This is a genomic window from Leucobacter sp. WKLB1 (assembly GCF_059696215.1).
Genome location: NZ_AP046115.1, coordinates 3,025,587 through 3,039,707, shown reverse-complemented (window position 1 = coordinate 3,039,707; position 14,121 = coordinate 3,025,587). Strand labels below are relative to the sequence as shown.

General features: G+C 69.2%; 13 protein-coding genes. 8 read left to right on the top strand and 5 right to left on the bottom strand.

Features of this window, described 5'->3' with window-relative positions:
• The first annotated feature begins 101 nt into the window (after positions 1-101).
• Both ACZF5Y_RS13940 and ACZF5Y_RS13935 read left to right on the top strand, forming a co-directional pair.
• Positions 102-395 carry a glutaredoxin family protein gene (locus tag ACZF5Y_RS13940; protein ID WP_497533294.1) on the top strand — a complete coding sequence of 98 codons (294 nt, stop codon included), beginning with the start codon at positions 102-104 and terminating at the stop codon, positions 393-395.
• Positions 396-473: 78 nt separating this feature from the next.
• Positions 474-776 carry a Dabb family protein gene (locus ACZF5Y_RS13935; RefSeq protein ID WP_497533292.1) on the top strand — a complete coding sequence of 101 codons (303 nt, stop codon included), beginning with the start codon at positions 474-476 and terminating at the stop codon, positions 774-776.
• A 42-nt stretch (positions 777-818) separates the two neighbouring features.
• On the opposite strand, the gene ACZF5Y_RS13930 is transcribed toward ACZF5Y_RS13935, so the two are convergent.
• Genes ACZF5Y_RS13930 through ACZF5Y_RS13920 form a run of 3 tightly spaced genes read right to left on the bottom strand, consistent with a single transcriptional unit; the run spans position 819 to position 4,781 of the window.
• Positions 819-1,952, bottom strand: a complete 1,134-nt coding sequence (locus ACZF5Y_RS13930) for an FAD-dependent oxidoreductase (RefSeq protein ID WP_497533291.1) — start codon at positions 1,950-1,952, stop codon at positions 819-821.
• Entirely contained in the window at positions 1,949-2,644 is a 696-nt protein-coding gene (locus ACZF5Y_RS13925; protein WP_497533289.1) for an SDR family oxidoreductase, read from the bottom strand. Before ACZF5Y_RS13925 ends, ACZF5Y_RS13930 begins: the two co-directional genes overlap by 4 nt.
• Entirely contained in the window at positions 2,637-4,781 is a 2,145-nt protein-coding gene (locus tag ACZF5Y_RS13920; RefSeq protein ID WP_497533288.1) for an FAD/NAD(P)-binding protein, read from the bottom strand. The genes ACZF5Y_RS13925 and ACZF5Y_RS13920 overlap by 8 nt, the downstream gene beginning before the upstream one ends.
• Positions 4,782-4,895: 114 nt before the next feature.
• On the opposite strand from ACZF5Y_RS13920, the gene ACZF5Y_RS13915 reads away from it, so the two are divergent.
• From ACZF5Y_RS13915 to ACZF5Y_RS13895, 5 genes are read left to right on the top strand one after another with little or no spacing between them, the layout of a single operon-like run.
• Entirely contained in the window at positions 4,896-6,539 is a 1,644-nt protein-coding gene (locus ACZF5Y_RS13915; protein ID WP_497533286.1) for a TIGR04028 family ABC transporter substrate-binding protein, read from the top strand.
• Positions 6,536-7,498 (top strand): ABC transporter permease, encoded by a 963-nt coding sequence (locus ACZF5Y_RS13910; protein WP_497533285.1) that lies wholly within the window; start codon positions 6,536-6,538, stop codon positions 7,496-7,498. The genes ACZF5Y_RS13915 and ACZF5Y_RS13910 overlap by 4 nt, the downstream gene beginning before the upstream one ends.
• A complete protein-coding gene (locus ACZF5Y_RS13905) occupies positions 7,495-8,355 on the top strand; it encodes an ABC transporter permease (protein ID WP_053387235.1) in 861 nt (286 codons plus the stop codon). The genes ACZF5Y_RS13910 and ACZF5Y_RS13905 overlap by 4 nt, the downstream gene beginning before the upstream one ends.
• On the top strand, positions 8,352-10,031 hold the full coding sequence (locus ACZF5Y_RS13900) for a dipeptide ABC transporter ATP-binding protein (RefSeq protein ID WP_497533284.1): 1,680 nt from the start codon (positions 8,352-8,354) through the stop codon (positions 10,029-10,031). Before ACZF5Y_RS13905 ends, ACZF5Y_RS13900 begins: the two co-directional genes overlap by 4 nt.
• 17 nt (positions 10,032-10,048) lie before the next feature.
• On the top strand, positions 10,049-11,359 hold the full coding sequence (locus ACZF5Y_RS13895; protein ID WP_497533283.1) for an alkylhydroperoxidase domain protein: 1,311 nt from the start codon (positions 10,049-10,051) through the stop codon (positions 11,357-11,359).
• A 141-nt stretch (positions 11,360-11,500) separates the two neighbouring features.
• Here the strand turns inward: ACZF5Y_RS13895 and ACZF5Y_RS13890 are convergent, their stop codons facing one another.
• A complete protein-coding gene (locus ACZF5Y_RS13890; RefSeq protein WP_497533282.1) occupies positions 11,501-12,310 on the bottom strand; it encodes a helix-turn-helix transcriptional regulator in 810 nt (269 codons plus the stop codon).
• A 71-nt stretch (positions 12,311-12,381) separates the two neighbouring features.
• On the opposite strand from ACZF5Y_RS13890, the gene ACZF5Y_RS13885 reads away from it, so the two are divergent.
• Complete coding sequence (locus ACZF5Y_RS13885) at positions 12,382-12,903, top strand: VOC family protein (protein WP_497533280.1); 522 nt, start codon at positions 12,382-12,384, stop codon at positions 12,901-12,903.
• Between the two features lie 141 nt (positions 12,904-13,044).
• On the opposite strand, the gene ACZF5Y_RS13880 is transcribed toward ACZF5Y_RS13885, so the two are convergent.
• On the bottom strand, positions 13,045-13,989 hold the full coding sequence (locus tag ACZF5Y_RS13880; protein ID WP_497533279.1) for a GlxA family transcriptional regulator: 945 nt from the start codon (positions 13,987-13,989) through the stop codon (positions 13,045-13,047).
• Positions 13,990-14,121: the final 132 nt, after the last annotated feature.

The window sequence follows — 14,121 nt, the reverse complement described above, 5'->3', positions numbered from 1 at the left end:
GCGGATTGGTGTCAATATCTGCGCGAACAGCACCGGCTTTCGCGCAGATTGTGACACCGATCCGGCGCGGGTGGCCAGCGCGGTCGTAGACTGAACGCACTATGTCTGCAGTGCGCCTCACCCTCATCGGCAAGCCCGGCTGCCACCTCTGCGACGACGCGCGCCAGGTGATCGATGACGTGCGCGGGCAGCTGACGGCTCAGGGGATCGAGACCCAACTCGAAGAGCTCGACATCTTGCAAGACTCCGCGCTCGCGCGCAAGCACTCCGAGCACATCCCGGTCGTGCAGATCGAGGGGCGTCGGCATGCGACATTGCGGGTTGATTCGAGTCGCCTCACCGCGGCCATTGAGAAATCCGCGCGCAACCCGCTGCGCGCCCTGCGCCGTTCGTAACCCGGCTTCGCACCCGACTTCGCACCCGGGCTTCACACCCCAGATTCGCCCCGCCCACCACACTCACAAGGAGTACTCATGACCCTGCGCCACATCGTCAGCTGGAAGTTGTCGGGCGAGACCCGCGAAGAACGCGATGCTCAGGCCGCTCAGGCGATCCCCGCGATCGAGGCGCTCCGTGATGCTATTCCGACCGTGCGGTCGCTCACGGTGCATCGCAATGAGCTGCACGACGGTACGAACTTCGACGTGACGCTCGTTTCCGAGTTCGACGATGCCGAGGGGCTTGCGGTGTATGCGACGCACCCGGAGCACCTGCCCGTGATCGACCTGGTGAAGAGCATGACGGTCGCCCGCGCGGCGACCGACTTCACGGTGTAGGCGCGGGGCCGCCGGCCACGAGCGGGTCGGCGGCCCATCACCTCAGCAGTGGGCGCTCAGCCGGAAGAACTCCGGAGGCGCCTGCCGGCCCGACGCCGCATCGGCGAGCACCCGGCCGATCGCGGGCACGAACTTGAATCCGTGCCCCGAGAAGCCGGCACCGATCGTGATCGGTCCGACGGTGTCGAGAATGAAGCGGCTCGACTCGGTCGAGGTGTAGGTGCAGCTGATCTCGGCGGGAGTCTCAGGGTCGAGCCCTGGGAACCAATCGGCCACGTATCGACGGAGTGACGCGCGTTGCACCTCACTCGCGCGGAAGAGGCGTGAGTCGGGATCCACGACCGCCCCCACGGCGTGGAAGCCGACTTTCACGCCCTCGCCCGGACTCGGCATTCCGTACACGGGTCCCTCGTATGCGGCGAGCTGTTCGGGCGGCAGCATGTGGTTGAACGACGGCCACACCAGTGCTGCCGAACGGGCGGTGAAGTGTGCCGGGTGCTCCTCGGTGACGGTGAGCTGCGGCAGTTCGATAACACCGTCGAGCAGTGCATGCGCCCAGGCGCCGACGGTCACGGTGACCCGGTCGGCGGTGAGCTCGCGCACACCGTCGGGCCCCTCGGCGCGCACGCGCGCACCCGAGCCGTCGGCGAATGGTTCGATGTCGAGCACGCGTTGGCCGCGTTCGACGATCGCACCGTGCCGGATCGCCCCGGCTTCGAGCGCTGTGAGTGCGCGGGCAGCGTGCACGATGCCCGCTTCGCGACTGTGCAGCACGTCGCCGGCGAAGCGCATGCCCGACCAACGGTCGGATGCGTCGTCCGCGCTCAGCAGCGACACCGCTGCACCCCGGGTGATCAGCGCGTCATGTGCGGACGCCACGATCGCCGCGTCGCCGTGGGTGACGAGCCCGTGCAAGCCCAGCAGCTGCTGCCCCGACTCGGCCTCGAGTGCGCGCCACAACGTGACGGCTTCGTCGAAGAGGTCGAGGTATGCGTCTTCGGCGTAGGCGTTGTTCAGGTTGCGGGTCGAACCGTGCGATGCGCCGCGGGTGTGATGCGGTTCGAAGCGCTCGAGCAGGCGAACCTGGTGCCCGCGAGCGGCGAGATGCCAGGTCGTGGCGAGACCCATGGCGCCACCGCCGATGACGAGGTGCTCGGTGTGCAGCGTCGCACTCACAGGCGCGCGATCTCTTGGCGCGGGCGCACGGCGATATCGGTCAACTGCACGTCGGCGGGGGCATCGACGACGAAGCGCACGGTCTGGGCGACCGATTCGGGGCGAATGTAGCGCTCGGGAGTGTACTTCTCGGCAGGCACCTGCCCGCGCAGCATCTCGGTGTCGGTCTGGCCGGGAGCGACGGTGACGACGCGCACGCGGTGCGGCTCTTCGTCGATGCGCAGCACGTCGGCAACGCCGCGCAGCGCGTGCTTCGTCGCGGTGTACACCGCGCTGCCGGGCACCGCGCGGGTGCTTGCGCCCGAACCGATGAAGACGACGGTGCCGGCTGCCGCGCGCAGCAGCGGGAGCGCGGCGCGCGTGATCACGGCGGGCCCGGTCACGTTGATGTCGAAGTGCCGCTCCCAGGCGTCGGCGTCGGCGTCGGCGACGGCGAGGTGCTCGCCGATGGCTGCGGCGTGCACCAGCACGTCAAGGCGATCGAGTTCGGCGATGCGCGCGGCGAAAGCGTCGCCGTCGGTGACGTCGAGCTGCCACGCGGTCGCTCCGGTCTCGGCCGCAACGGCGTCGAGCCGGTCGGCATTGCGGCCCACCGCAATGACGGTGTGCGTGCGGGCGAGATCACGAGTGATTTCGCGGCCCATGCCGCTCGATGCGCCGGTGACGATGGCGATGGGCAGCGATTCAGTCATGGTGGGCTCCTTCGAGAGGGCGGTCGGAGATGTCGGAGACGTGGTGCTTCGAGCGTACCGATGCGACGACATCGAGCAGACTCGCAGCGACACGATCCGTCTCGCGCAGCATCTGCGGGTCGGTGCCTGGCATCGGGCTGATGATGGTGTCGTGCAGCGCCTCGTCGACCGGGATCCCGGTCACGTGCACGCGCGGATCGAGCGCGCCGTCGGAGCCACGCAACCGTCCTGTGGTCGGATCGAGGTCGAAGGCTCCGGTGCGTCGGGAGCTGCCGTCGCGAGCCGCGATCAGGAACGGACGTGCGCGACCGGTGTCGAGCAGGCTGCGCGCGAGCGGGTCGGCGGTCGCCGACACATCGTGAAAGTGCATCCAGGCGTCGATGAGGTTCGGTGCAGTGACGCGCGACGACGTCACCATCGGCGACTCCGACGCGAACCCTGCGTCGGTGACCGAGATGGGCGCACGGGGCCCGATCAGCTGCACGACTCCGACGCGCATGAGCGCCAGCAGCTGCCGATTGCGGAACGCGGGCGGGCCCGACCCCGCCATACCGCCGACCGCCTGCAGCATGGCGAACCCCGACGCCCGCGATTCAGCGTCGAAGCCGCCGAGGGCCCCGACACGATTCGCGATTCCGCGGGCCGAGCTCACCGACCACAGCCCAGCCTTGATCGCGCTGTCGTGCCCGAGTTCGGCTTCGGCGAGATCTCTCGCGACGCGCTCGGCGATCCAGTCGTTGTACGACTCGCGATCAGCGAAGGGACGGCGTACCGGATGCATTTCGCCCGCGAGATCGAAGCGGTCGCTCGGGTCGGGGATGACGCGCGCCATCGCCTCGGCGACGCTCGCCTCCACGGTATCGAGCGGGTGCGGGTCGTCAGCCTTGCCGAGGTGCGGGTCGATGGCGTGCGCGATGAGCGTTTCCAGGTCGCGCTCATCGACGGCGACAGCCGAGGGGCGCACGCGACGCAGTGTGCGGGCGTGGTCGAAGTACGCGTCGGCGACGATGCGCGGCCAGAGCTGCCGGTCGAAATCGATCGGCCGGGGCTGTGCCGACCAGTCGACGCCGGTGAGAAAGCGCTGCTCGGCGCGCGGCGGAAGCGACCCGTACAGCGTCTTCGCGCGGAACGGCACGCCGCGGCCCGAGGTGACGTGCATCACCGGCTCTCGCCCTGAGGCGCGGTAGCGCAGACCGCCGGGCTGATCCGGCGCCGCTTCGAATCTGCCGCCGCGACCGATCGTCAGGAGCGCCATGGTGTCGAAGAACCCCATGCCGAGCCCGCGCACGAGCACGTGCTCGCCGATGCCGATGCCGTCGAGGTCTTGCTCGACGGGGCTGCCCGGGCGCACCCAGGTGAGCTCGGGGCGGTGGGCGAGTGCAGCGGTGAGTTCGCGTTCGCCCGAGGTCTCCGTGCGCGGCATCCAGCCGGTGGCGAGCACGATGGCGTCCGCGCGGAGATGCTCGCCGGTGTCGAGCCGCACCAGGTCGCCGGAGTCCGGGCTCGAGCCGGGCCCGTTTTCGGCACTCGCGATGCCGATCGCGCGGGCGCAGTGCTGCACGACTGTGACGCCACCGGGCAGCTCGGCAACGGCGCGGTCGAAGCACCAGGTCAGGTACTCGCCGTAGAGCGCGCGGCTCGGATGCGACTCGGGGCGCATGGCGAGCAGCTCGTCGCGGTACTCCTCGGCGAGACCCGGGCGGTGCGGGTGCGCGTGCACGACGGTGCGGTGATCACTCGGCACGGTGGCAATGCGGGGGTCGGGATCGCCGGGCGCCTCGACGTCGTCGAAGTTCTCGAGCGCGAGCACGCACCATTCGTAGAGCGTCGGCCCGGGGCGCACCGCGCCGCGCACCGTGCTGCCGGGTTCGGTGAACAGCGTGACGGCATCGGCGAGGGTGTTCATGCAGAGCTCGCGGGTCTGATCGGTGCGCCAGATGCGCCCGGCGCCGCGCGGAGCGTCGTCGACGACGTGGATTTCGAGGCGGCGTCCGTGCAGGGGCGACTGCGGGTCGCTCAGGTGCGCGCCGAGGCGTTCGACAAGTGAGGCGCCGCGCGGACCGGCGCCGATGATGACAATGGATCCCGGTGCGGGGGCTCGCGACGCGGGTTGGGACAGCTGGGAAAAGCTATTCATGAAGTTCTGTGACACTCTGCTTCGTCTCTGGGTTATAAGAATCATAAGATAAGTGGCATTGTCATTCGTGATGGCTGCCGAGTTGCGGTGGGCCAGAAACTTTGAAGGAGCCCCATGAAGAAGCGTCGGATCGCCTGGATCGCCGGCCTCGCCGTTGCAGCCATCGCACTGACCGGTTGCTCGACGAGCGGGGGCTCGGGGAGCGGGTCGGGCGAGGCGCAGGAGGGCGGCACGCTCAGTTACCTTGAGCCGCAAACCTGGAACACGCTCTACCCGCCGGCCGCGGGCTTCTATCCCAATGGTGGCATCGTGAATCAGGTGACGGATCGCCTGCTGTGGCAGAACCCCGAGACCCTTGAGCTCGAGCCGTGGATCGCGACCGCCCTGCCCGAGGTCAACGCCGACGCGACGGAATACACCTTCACGCTCCGCGACGACGTGACGTACTCGGACGGCACCCCGCTCGACGCGGAGAATGTCGTCAAGAACTTCGATCTGTACGGCAAGGGCGACACCGACCGCGCTTTGTCGATCTCGGAAGCGATCAATAATTATGATCACGGCGAGGTCATCGACGATCACACCGTGAAGTTCGTCTTCTCGGCTCCGTCGCCCGGTTTTGCGCAGGCGACCTCGACGATCAACTCGGGTCTACTGGCCAACGCCACGCTCGATCGCACCAACGAGGAGTTCGGCCCCGGCAACGCGACGGACATCATCGGCAGCGGCCCGTTCGTCATCGCCGATGAGCAGATCGGCAAGGAGACCGACCTCACGGTGCGCGAGGACTACGACTGGGCACCGGAGTCGCGCGAGCACCAGGGCCGCGCGCACCTCGACGGCGTGAACTTCATCGTCGCTGCAGAGTCGAGCGTGCGCGTCGGCACGGTGACGTCGGGCCAGGCCCAGGTCGCACGTCAGATTCCCGCACCCGACGAGGCGCAGTTCACCGGTGACAACCTGCAGCTGGTGCACGCCGCGACGAACGGCGTGAACAACAGCCTGAGCTTCCGCTTCTCGCATGCGCCGCTCAACGACATCAAGGTGCGCCAGGCGATCATCGCGGGCATCGACCGCCAGGCGATCGTCGACACCCTCTTCACCGAGAACTACCCGCTCGCGACCGGCATCCTCGCGAAGTCGGCACTCGGGTACACCGATACCTCGAAGTTCTACGAGTACGACCCCGAACAGGCCGAGAAGCTGCTCGACGAGGCCGGTTGGAAGCCGGGCGCCGATGGCATCCGTGAGAAAGACGGCGAACGTCTCTCGATCACCTTCAATGAAGCGCTGCCGCAGCCGCGCTCGAAGGACGTAGTCACGCTGATCCAGGAGCAGCTCGCGAAGCTCGGCGTCGAGGTCAAGCTCTTCCCGGGCGATCAGGCCGCGCAGGATGAGGCCCGCCTCAGCGCCGACGAGATCCAGGTGTACCACTCCATGGTCGGCCGCGCCGACTACGACGTGCTGAAGTCGCAGCTGTTCTCGACGAACCGTAACGCGCTGCTGAACCTCGACACCGCGACCGGCACCATCGCCGACCCCGAGCTCGACGCCGACCTTGCCGAGATCGCCTCGGTGCCGACCTCCGATGAGCGCGCCGCCGCCTCCGCGAAGGCCCAGCAGCGCCTGGCCGAGCAGGCCTATGTGCTGCCGCTCTTCGAGGAGCCGCAGGTCTTCGGTCTGCTCTCGTCCGTGCAGGGTTTCAGCACCGAGTCCATCGGCCGGCCCTCGTTCTACGACGTGCAGCTCACGAAGTGACGGGAGTGGCGCTGCTGCGGCGCGTGGGCCAGGCGATCCTGGTCCTCGCGCTCGCGTACACCGCCGCGTACATTCTGCTCGCGGCGCTTCCGGGCGACGCGGTCATGGCGCGGTTCGGCAACCCTGACCTGGGGCTCTCACCCGAGCAGCTCGCCGAGATCCGCGCCAGCTACGGAGTCGATCGACCGTTCTTCGTGCGGTTCTTCGACTCCGTCGGCGCGTTCCTGCGCGGCGATCTCGGGTACTCGGTGCAGAGCGGCGCGGCCGTGTCGACCCTGCTCGCCGAGGCGCTGCCCTCGACGCTGACCCTCGCGATCGTCGCGCTGGTGCTCGCCGTCTTCCTGGCCGTGGTCATCGCGTTCACCGCGAGCTACGGCGCAGGCACGTGGCTGCGCCGTATCTTCCGCAACTTGCCGCCACTCTTCGTCTCACTGCCGGTGTTCTGGATCGGCATCGTACTCATCCAGATCTTCTCGTTTCAGCTTGGCCTCGTGCCCACGATCGGTGCGACCGAACTGCAGTCGCTGATCCTGCCCGCCATCACCCTCGCGTTCCCCATCGCGGCGCCACTCGCCCAGGTGCTGCTGCGCAGCATCGACGAGGTGAGCGAGCAGCCGTTCGTCGCGGTGGTGCGCGCACGCGGTGCGAGCACGTCGTGGCTGCTGTGGCGCAACGTCGCCCCGAACGCGCTCTTGCCCGCACTGACGATGGCGGGTCTGCTCTTCGGCGAACTCGTCGGCGGCGCCATCGTGACCGAGGCGGTGTTCGGCCGCGTCGGCATCGGCGCGCTCACGGCGCAGGCCGTCGCGAATCGCGATACCCCGGTGCTGCTCGCCGTCGTGGTGATCGCGACCGTCGTCTACGTCACCATCAATCTCGTGGTCGATTTGCTGTACCCCGTGCTCGATGCGCGGTTGCGGCAGCGCGCGGCCCGCAAGTCGGCAGGAGTGACGGCATGACCGCCATCGACGTCTCGGCCGCTCGCGCGGTGCCCGGCGGCAAGCGCCCGTTCGCCTGGAAATCGCTGCTGCGCCCCGGCGTGCTTGTGCCGGCGATCGTGCTGCTCATCGCGCTCGCCTGGGCGGTCGCGCCCGGCCTGTTCACGTCGGTGAGCCCGAACGAGAGCGTCGGTCTGTCGTTGCAGGCGCCGAGCGCCGAGCACTGGTTCGGCACCGACGCGACGGGCCGCGACCTCTACGCGCGCGTCGTGTACGGTGCCTCCCAGTCGATCACGGCGGCGCTCATCGCGGTGCTCGTCGGCCTCGTCTTCGGGTCGCTGATCGGTGTCTCGGCCGGCGCAGTGGGCGGCTGGGTCGATGAGGCCCTGATGCGATTCGTCGATGTGCTGCTCGCGATCCCGACCCTGCTGCTGTCGCTCAGTGTCGTGATCTTGCTCGGATTCGGCACGGCGAACGCGGCGATCGCCGTCGGCGTCACCTCAGTCGCGGTGTTCGCCCGGCTCTCGCGCTCGCAGGTCGTCAGCGTGCGCGCGAGCGAGTTCGTCGAGGCTGCGTATGGTTCGGGCGGCACGTTCTTCGGGGTGCTCTGGCGCCATATTCTGCCCAACTCGGTCACGGCCGTCATCGCACTCGCCGCACTGCAGCTCGGCTCCGCGATTCTGCAGATTTCGACCCTCGGCTTCCTCGGCTACGGTGCCCCGCCGCCCACCCCTGAGTGGGGCCTGCTCATCTCCGAGGGGCGCAACTACATCGCCACCTCGTGGTGGCTCACGACCCTGCCCGGCCTCGTCGTCGTGCTCGTGGTCATCGCGAGCAACCGACTCAGCCGCGCCATCAGCGAGGGAGGCAACGCATGAGCGCCGAAACTGCGCCGCTCCTGAGTATCCGCGATCTCGCGGTGCAGTACCGCACGAAGCAGGGCGCGGTCGACGCCGTGCGCGGCGTCAGCTTCGACGTGCGCGCGGGCGAGGTCACGGCCGTCGTGGGCGAGTCAGGATCGGGCAAGACCACCGTCGCCCAGTCGGTCATCGGCCTGCTCGCGTCGAACGGCAGCATCACGGCTGGAAGCGTCACGCTCAACGAGCGCCGCCTCGGCACGACCGAGCTGGTCGGTCTGCCCGAACGCCGGTGGCGCGACCTGCGCGGGCGGTGCATCGGGCTGATTCCGCAAGACCCCGGCAATTCGTTGAACCCCGTGCAGCCCATCGGCAAGAGCATCAGCGAGTCGCTGCGCATTCACGGCCGACCGAGCCGGGCCGAGGTGCAGGATCGCGTGCACGCCCTGCTCGAGCAGGTCGGCATCGACGACCCCATTCGCCGCGCGAAGCAGTACCCGCACGAGTTCTCTGGCGGCATGCGCCAGCGCGTACTCATCGCCGCGGCTCTCGCGAACGACCCCGAGTTGATCATCGCCGACGAGCCGACCTCTGCGCTCGACGTCACCGTGCAGCGCACCGTGCTCGACCTCATCGATCGGTTGCGCGAGGAGACCGGCACGGGCGTGCTGTTCATCACGCACGACTTGGCGGTGGCGGCGGATCGCGCCGACAGCGTCGTGGTGATGCGCGGCGGCGAGGTGCAGGAGTCGGGTCCCGCCGCTCAGGTGCTCGCCCAGCCGTCGTCGGAGTACACGAAACAGCTCATGGCCGATGCGCCCTCGTTCGGCACGCTCGTCGAGCGCGAGCGGGTGGTGGTCGCTGAGCGCACGGGTGGCGCTGCGGATGCCGGGTCGACCGGCGCCCTCGCACCGCTCGTTGCGGTCACCGCACTGCGCCAGGAGTTCGGTCGCGGCGACGACGCCTTCATCGCCGTCGACGACCTCTCGTTTACGGTGGCGCGCGGCACCACGCACGCGCTCGTGGGTGAGTCGGGGTCGGGCAAGACGACGACCGGCCGCGCGATCGCCGGCTTCTCGGTGCCCACCTCGGGCAGTGTGCGCGTCGGCGAATCCGAAGTGACGCAGCTGCGCGGGTCGGCGCTGCGCGAGTTTCGGCGCACGACGCAGATGGTCTACCAGAACCCGTACGGCTCCCTCGACCCTCGACTGAGTATCGGCCAGACCCTGGCCGAGCCACTGAAGAACTTCCGCATCGGCACCCGAGCCGACCGCGCCGATCGGGTTGCGAACGCGCTCGAGATCGTGTCGCTTCCCACCGAGTTCGCGGCTCGTCGACCCCGTGAACTCTCGGGTGGCCAGCGGCAGCGCGTCGCCATCGCACGCGCATTGATCGTCGAGCCCGAGCTCGTCGTGCTCGACGAGGCGGTCTCGGCGCTCGACGTCACGGTGCAGGCCCAGATTCTGCGCCTGCTCGCGCGCCTGCAGCACGATCTCGGGCTCACCTACGTCTTCATCTCGCACGACCTTGCTGTGGTGCGCCAAATCTCGGACACGGTGACCGTGCTGCAGCGCGGCCAGCAGGTCGAGCACGGCCGCACCGAAGACGTCTTCACGAACGCCCAGCACCCCTACACCCAGCGCCTGCTCGAGGCGATTCCCGGCGCATCGCTGTCGTCCGGGCACTGGGAGATCTGACCGAAGGAGCACCACCCATGACCCGCCACGCGACCGGAACCTCCGACCTCATCGCGGCCCTCACCGGCATCGCCCCCGGCGATCTGCTCGATCAGGCGCGCAATCGTCGCCCCGAATCGCGGGATCACGCCCAGGGCAGTTTCGAGGCGATCTTCGTGCCGACCGACGCATCGCAGGTGTCGCTGCCCGAGCGCGCCGCGGTGGCGCTCTTCGTCGCACGCCTGCACGAAGAGGCCGAGGCGGTCGAGTTCTACGGTGCGCTGCTGCGCGAGACGGGTGGCGGTGCGGGCCTCGAACCGTTGATCGTCGCCGAGGCCGAGCGGGCCGTCGGCCAGGGTCCGTACGGCGCCTTCCGTGCCGAGAACGCACCCGAGAGTGTTGCCGGGCCCGAGTACACGGTCGCGTCAGTGGAAGCCGCCTACGCACTCGGCGACCGCCTGTCGGCCGCGCTCGAGCACGCGCACATGCTCGTGCTGCACCCGCGCGACGCCGATCGCGGGCGCCTGGGCCGTCTGCTCGATGCCGGGTGGAGCTCCACCGGCATCGTGACGCTGTCGCAGCTCGTCTCGTTCCTCGCGTTCCAGCTGCGCGTCGCGCACGGCCTGCGCGAACTGCGCGAGAGCCTCGGGGGTGCGGCGGCGGCCGGTGCGTCGCTCGCCGAGCTCGCCGCCGACGTCGCGGCCGCCGCACGAGCACGCGCGGGCGCATCGGCTTCCGCCGCTCCGGTACCCGCGTCGGAGACGCTCCCCGCCGCACCGAAGGTCGACGAGCCGCCGCGCTTCACCCAGGATTCGCTTGGCTGGAAGCCCTGGATCGAGCCCCTGCCCGTCGCCGAATTCACCGAGCACCACTATGAGGCGCTCGTGCAGCGCGACCGCGTGCACATGCCGTACTTCCGCCTGCTGGCGCGCGACCCCGACGCGCTGCGCGAACGCACGCTCACCGACCTCGACATCTTTTACAACACTGACGCTGGTCTGCCGCGCGCGGAGCGCGAGCTCGCCGCCGCGGCCGCGTCGCGGTACAACGGCTGCGTGTTCTGCGCGTCGGTGCACTCGCGCTTCGCGACTGAGCAGGGGGCGGATCGCGCCGAGGTGCAGCGCCTGCTCGACGAGGGCGTGAGCGCGCGCGTCAACCCGCGCATCGACGCGATCGTGGACGCGACGGTGGCGCTCACGGCGACTCCGCCGCGCTTCGGTGCGGCCGAGCTCGCCGCGCTGCGCACCGCGGGACTCGACGAGCTCGAACTGCTCGACGCGATTCAGGCCGGCGCGTTCTTCAACTGGGCGAACCGCCTCATGCTGTCGATCGGCGAGCCCACGGTCTAGGTCGCGGCGCCACCCACCCGCCAACCCCCTACTCCGGATCGGGGTGACTTTCGGCCAGTGCGCGCCGCGAAAACCGCCCCCGCACCGGCCCGAAGTTACCCCGATCCGGGAGGGTGGGGTCGGTGAGATGGGCAGGGGCGGCTAGACCGGCGGGACAGATGCCGCCGACGCGCGGAACGCTGTCGGGGTGACCCCCAGTATCGACTTGAAGTCGGTCGAGAAGTGGGCCTGGTCGGTATAGCCGAGTTGCGCTGAGAGCGCGGCGATGCTGAGGTCGGGGCGATCCCGCAGCATCGCCGCCGCCTCTTGCAGCCGCCGACGTCGAATCATTGCGTGGAGTGAGATGCCGAAAGCGCGGTCGGCAAGACGCTGCAGCGTGCGCGTCGACGCGTGCAGCCGCTCCGAGAGCTGATCGACACGGGTGATCTCGGGAAGTTCGAGCAGAGCGCCGAGCGCGTTCGCGAGCGCCGCATCGCTGTCGGGGCGAGGTGTCGGCACGCGCTCTGCGATCCACCCCGACAGCAGCCGAGCCGCGAGCCCGCGCCGCTCATCGCTGGGTGCGAGCGTATCGGTCATCGCCGCATCGATCGCGCGGTGCAACGCGACGTCGGCGAGCGGTCGCGCCGCATCGCGGAGTTCGGCGGGCGCGCCCGCGGTCAACGCGAGTGCCGCCGCGGGAAGCAGTAGCGCCCCGACGGCCCAGCCACTGCCGGTGAGCACACGCTCCGACCGTCGTGTCGACGGCCCGACGAGCTCGATGCCGTCGCCCTCGACCACGAGATTGCAGGCCGGAAACGGCAGCACCGCCTGGCGCGACTCCGTACCTTCCGGAAGCTGCCACTCGGGAATCCAGATCCACCGTACGGCGTGCGCGACCTCTGGTTCGGCGGCCAACCGATGAAACTCGGGCAGACGCGCGGGGAACAGTACGCCGCGTCGATCCTGATCCATGCACTCCCCGCTCGCCGAACGTGGCGCAAATCTGCAAGACGGCGCCGCGGGTTCGATCTTACGATGAAGCCATGAATGCTGAACCTTCCTCGAACCAAGGCCCCTCGCGCGCGGCAACCGGCGCCCACACCACGAATGGTCGCCCGCACGGCTCGACCAGTCTGACGCCGTTCCTGGCCATTCCGAACGCCGCCGGCGCCATCGAGTTCTACCGTGAGATCTTCGGCGCGCGCGTGGTCGATGTCACGGAGTTCGGCGGTGTCGTCGCGCACGCCGAACTCGACTTCGGCAGCGGGCACCTGCAGCTCGGCGAGCCGATGCCCGACTACCACCTGGTCGCCGGCCCCGAGGGCGAAGACGATTGCTACTCGATGGGCATCTACGTGCCCGACGTCGACGACACGGTCGCGCGGGCCGTCGCGGCGGGAGCGACCGTGCGCGAGCCCGCGACCGACTTCGTGTCGGGAGACCGCTTCGCGAGCATCCGCGACCCGTTCGGCGTGCGCTGGTCGGTGCTCACCCGCATCGAAGACCTCTCTGAGGAGGAGAGCGCCGCCCGCGTGCGCAAGTGGGCTGAATCCTTCGCGGGCTGAGGGTGCGCGCTCGGGCCCGTGCCCGCGCGCGGAGCCGCCCCGCCCGTTTCTCTGAATCGGTGTCAGAAAGTGCGGTCACAACGCCCGAAAGCGCTCACGAGACTGCACTTTTCGACACCGATTCGCCGCTCACGCGGCTGCTCAGGCGGCCGGGCGAAACGTTGATCGATACGCGCCGGGGGTAACGCCGACCGTGCGGGCGAACTGAACGCGGAAGCTGCTGGGCGACGGAAAACCCACTTGGGCACTAATGCCGTCGACCGTGCGGTCCGTGGTTTCGAGCAGTTCTTGCGCCTGCCTGACTCGCGCCCCGCCCACCCACTGCATCGGGCTCTGACCCGTCTCAGCGTGGAAGCGGCGCGTCAGGGTGCGCGGGCTCAAACCCGCGAACTCGGCAATCGCTTCGAGCGTCAGGGCCTGGTGGGTGTGTGCATCGATCCACTCGAGCACGCGCTCGAGGGTTGCGGTGCGGTCGGTCGGGCGATTGCGCAGCATGAACTGCGCCTGACCCCCGGATCGCTGCAGCGGTGCGACCGCTAGGCGAGCGGCATCGGCGGCGACGGCCACGCCGTAGTCGCGCTGCACGAGATGCAGGCACAGGTCGAGCCCGGCCGATGCCCCGGCAGAGGTGAGGATCGGCCCCTCGCCGATGTAGAGCGCGTCGGGGTCGACCACGACTGAGGGGTATCGTCGCGCGAGCTCGTCGGCCGCCAACCAGTGCGTTGTGGCGCGTCGTCCGTCGAGCAGACCGGCATCCGCGAGCGAGAATGCGCCCACGCAGATGGAGGCCACGGTGGCACCGCGATCCGCCGCTGCTTGGAGCGCCCGTTGCTGGGACTCGGGCAACGGAGTTGAGAAGTCATTGCGGCCGGGCACGATGACGATGTCGGCGCGTTCGAGGGCCTCCAAGCCCGCGCCGGGAGCGATGCGCATGGGGCCCGCCTCGACCCAGGGGTCGTCTCCGGCGACGATGACGCGATAGCCGGGCCGACCATCGGGCAGGCGCACGAAACGAAACGTCTCGACCGGGGTGGCGAGATCGAAGCCAATCACATCGGGTACGGCGAGGACAGCGACGGTGTGCATGCGCCTACGGTACTCGCAGCGGCGGTGGTTCAGGGCCGAAGTGCGCGAATTTTGTCGTGTGGCGAGAATTCGGAGAACTGTGTCTTGAAAGCCACTCCCGCACTCGCGCACGAACCGCGACGATGGACACAT

Excerpts from the sequence above, each read along its gene's own strand:
- ACZF5Y_RS13895 (WP_497533283.1), top strand. The coding sequence starts at position 10,049 with ATGACCCGCCACGCGACCGGAACCTCCGACCTCATCGCGGCCCTCACC.
- ACZF5Y_RS13915 (WP_497533286.1), top strand. The coding sequence starts at position 4,896 with ATGAAGAAGCGTCGGATCGCCTGGATCGCCGGCCTCGCCGTTGCAGCC.
- ACZF5Y_RS13905 (WP_053387235.1), top strand. The coding sequence starts at position 7,495 with ATGACCGCCATCGACGTCTCGGCCGCTCGCGCGGTGCCCGGCGGCAAG.
- ACZF5Y_RS13900 (WP_497533284.1), top strand. The coding sequence starts at position 8,352 with ATGAGCGCCGAAACTGCGCCGCTCCTGAGTATCCGCGATCTCGCGGTG.
- ACZF5Y_RS13935 (WP_497533292.1), top strand. The coding sequence starts at position 474 with ATGACCCTGCGCCACATCGTCAGCTGGAAGTTGTCGGGCGAGACCCGC.
- ACZF5Y_RS13925 (WP_497533289.1), bottom strand. The coding sequence starts at position 2,644 with ATGACTGAATCGCTGCCCATCGCCATCGTCACCGGCGCATCGAGCGGC.
- ACZF5Y_RS13890 (WP_497533282.1), bottom strand. The coding sequence starts at position 12,310 with ATGGATCAGGATCGACGCGGCGTACTGTTCCCCGCGCGTCTGCCCGAG.
- ACZF5Y_RS13920 (WP_497533288.1), bottom strand. The coding sequence starts at position 4,781 with ATGAATAGCTTTTCCCAGCTGTCCCAACCCGCGTCGCGAGCCCCCGCA.
- ACZF5Y_RS13940 (WP_497533294.1), top strand. The coding sequence starts at position 102 with ATGTCTGCAGTGCGCCTCACCCTCATCGGCAAGCCCGGCTGCCACCTC.
- ACZF5Y_RS13880 (WP_497533279.1), bottom strand. The coding sequence starts at position 13,989 with ATGCACACCGTCGCTGTCCTCGCCGTACCCGATGTGATTGGCTTCGAT.
- ACZF5Y_RS13885 (WP_497533280.1), top strand. The coding sequence starts at position 12,382 with ATGAATGCTGAACCTTCCTCGAACCAAGGCCCCTCGCGCGCGGCAACC.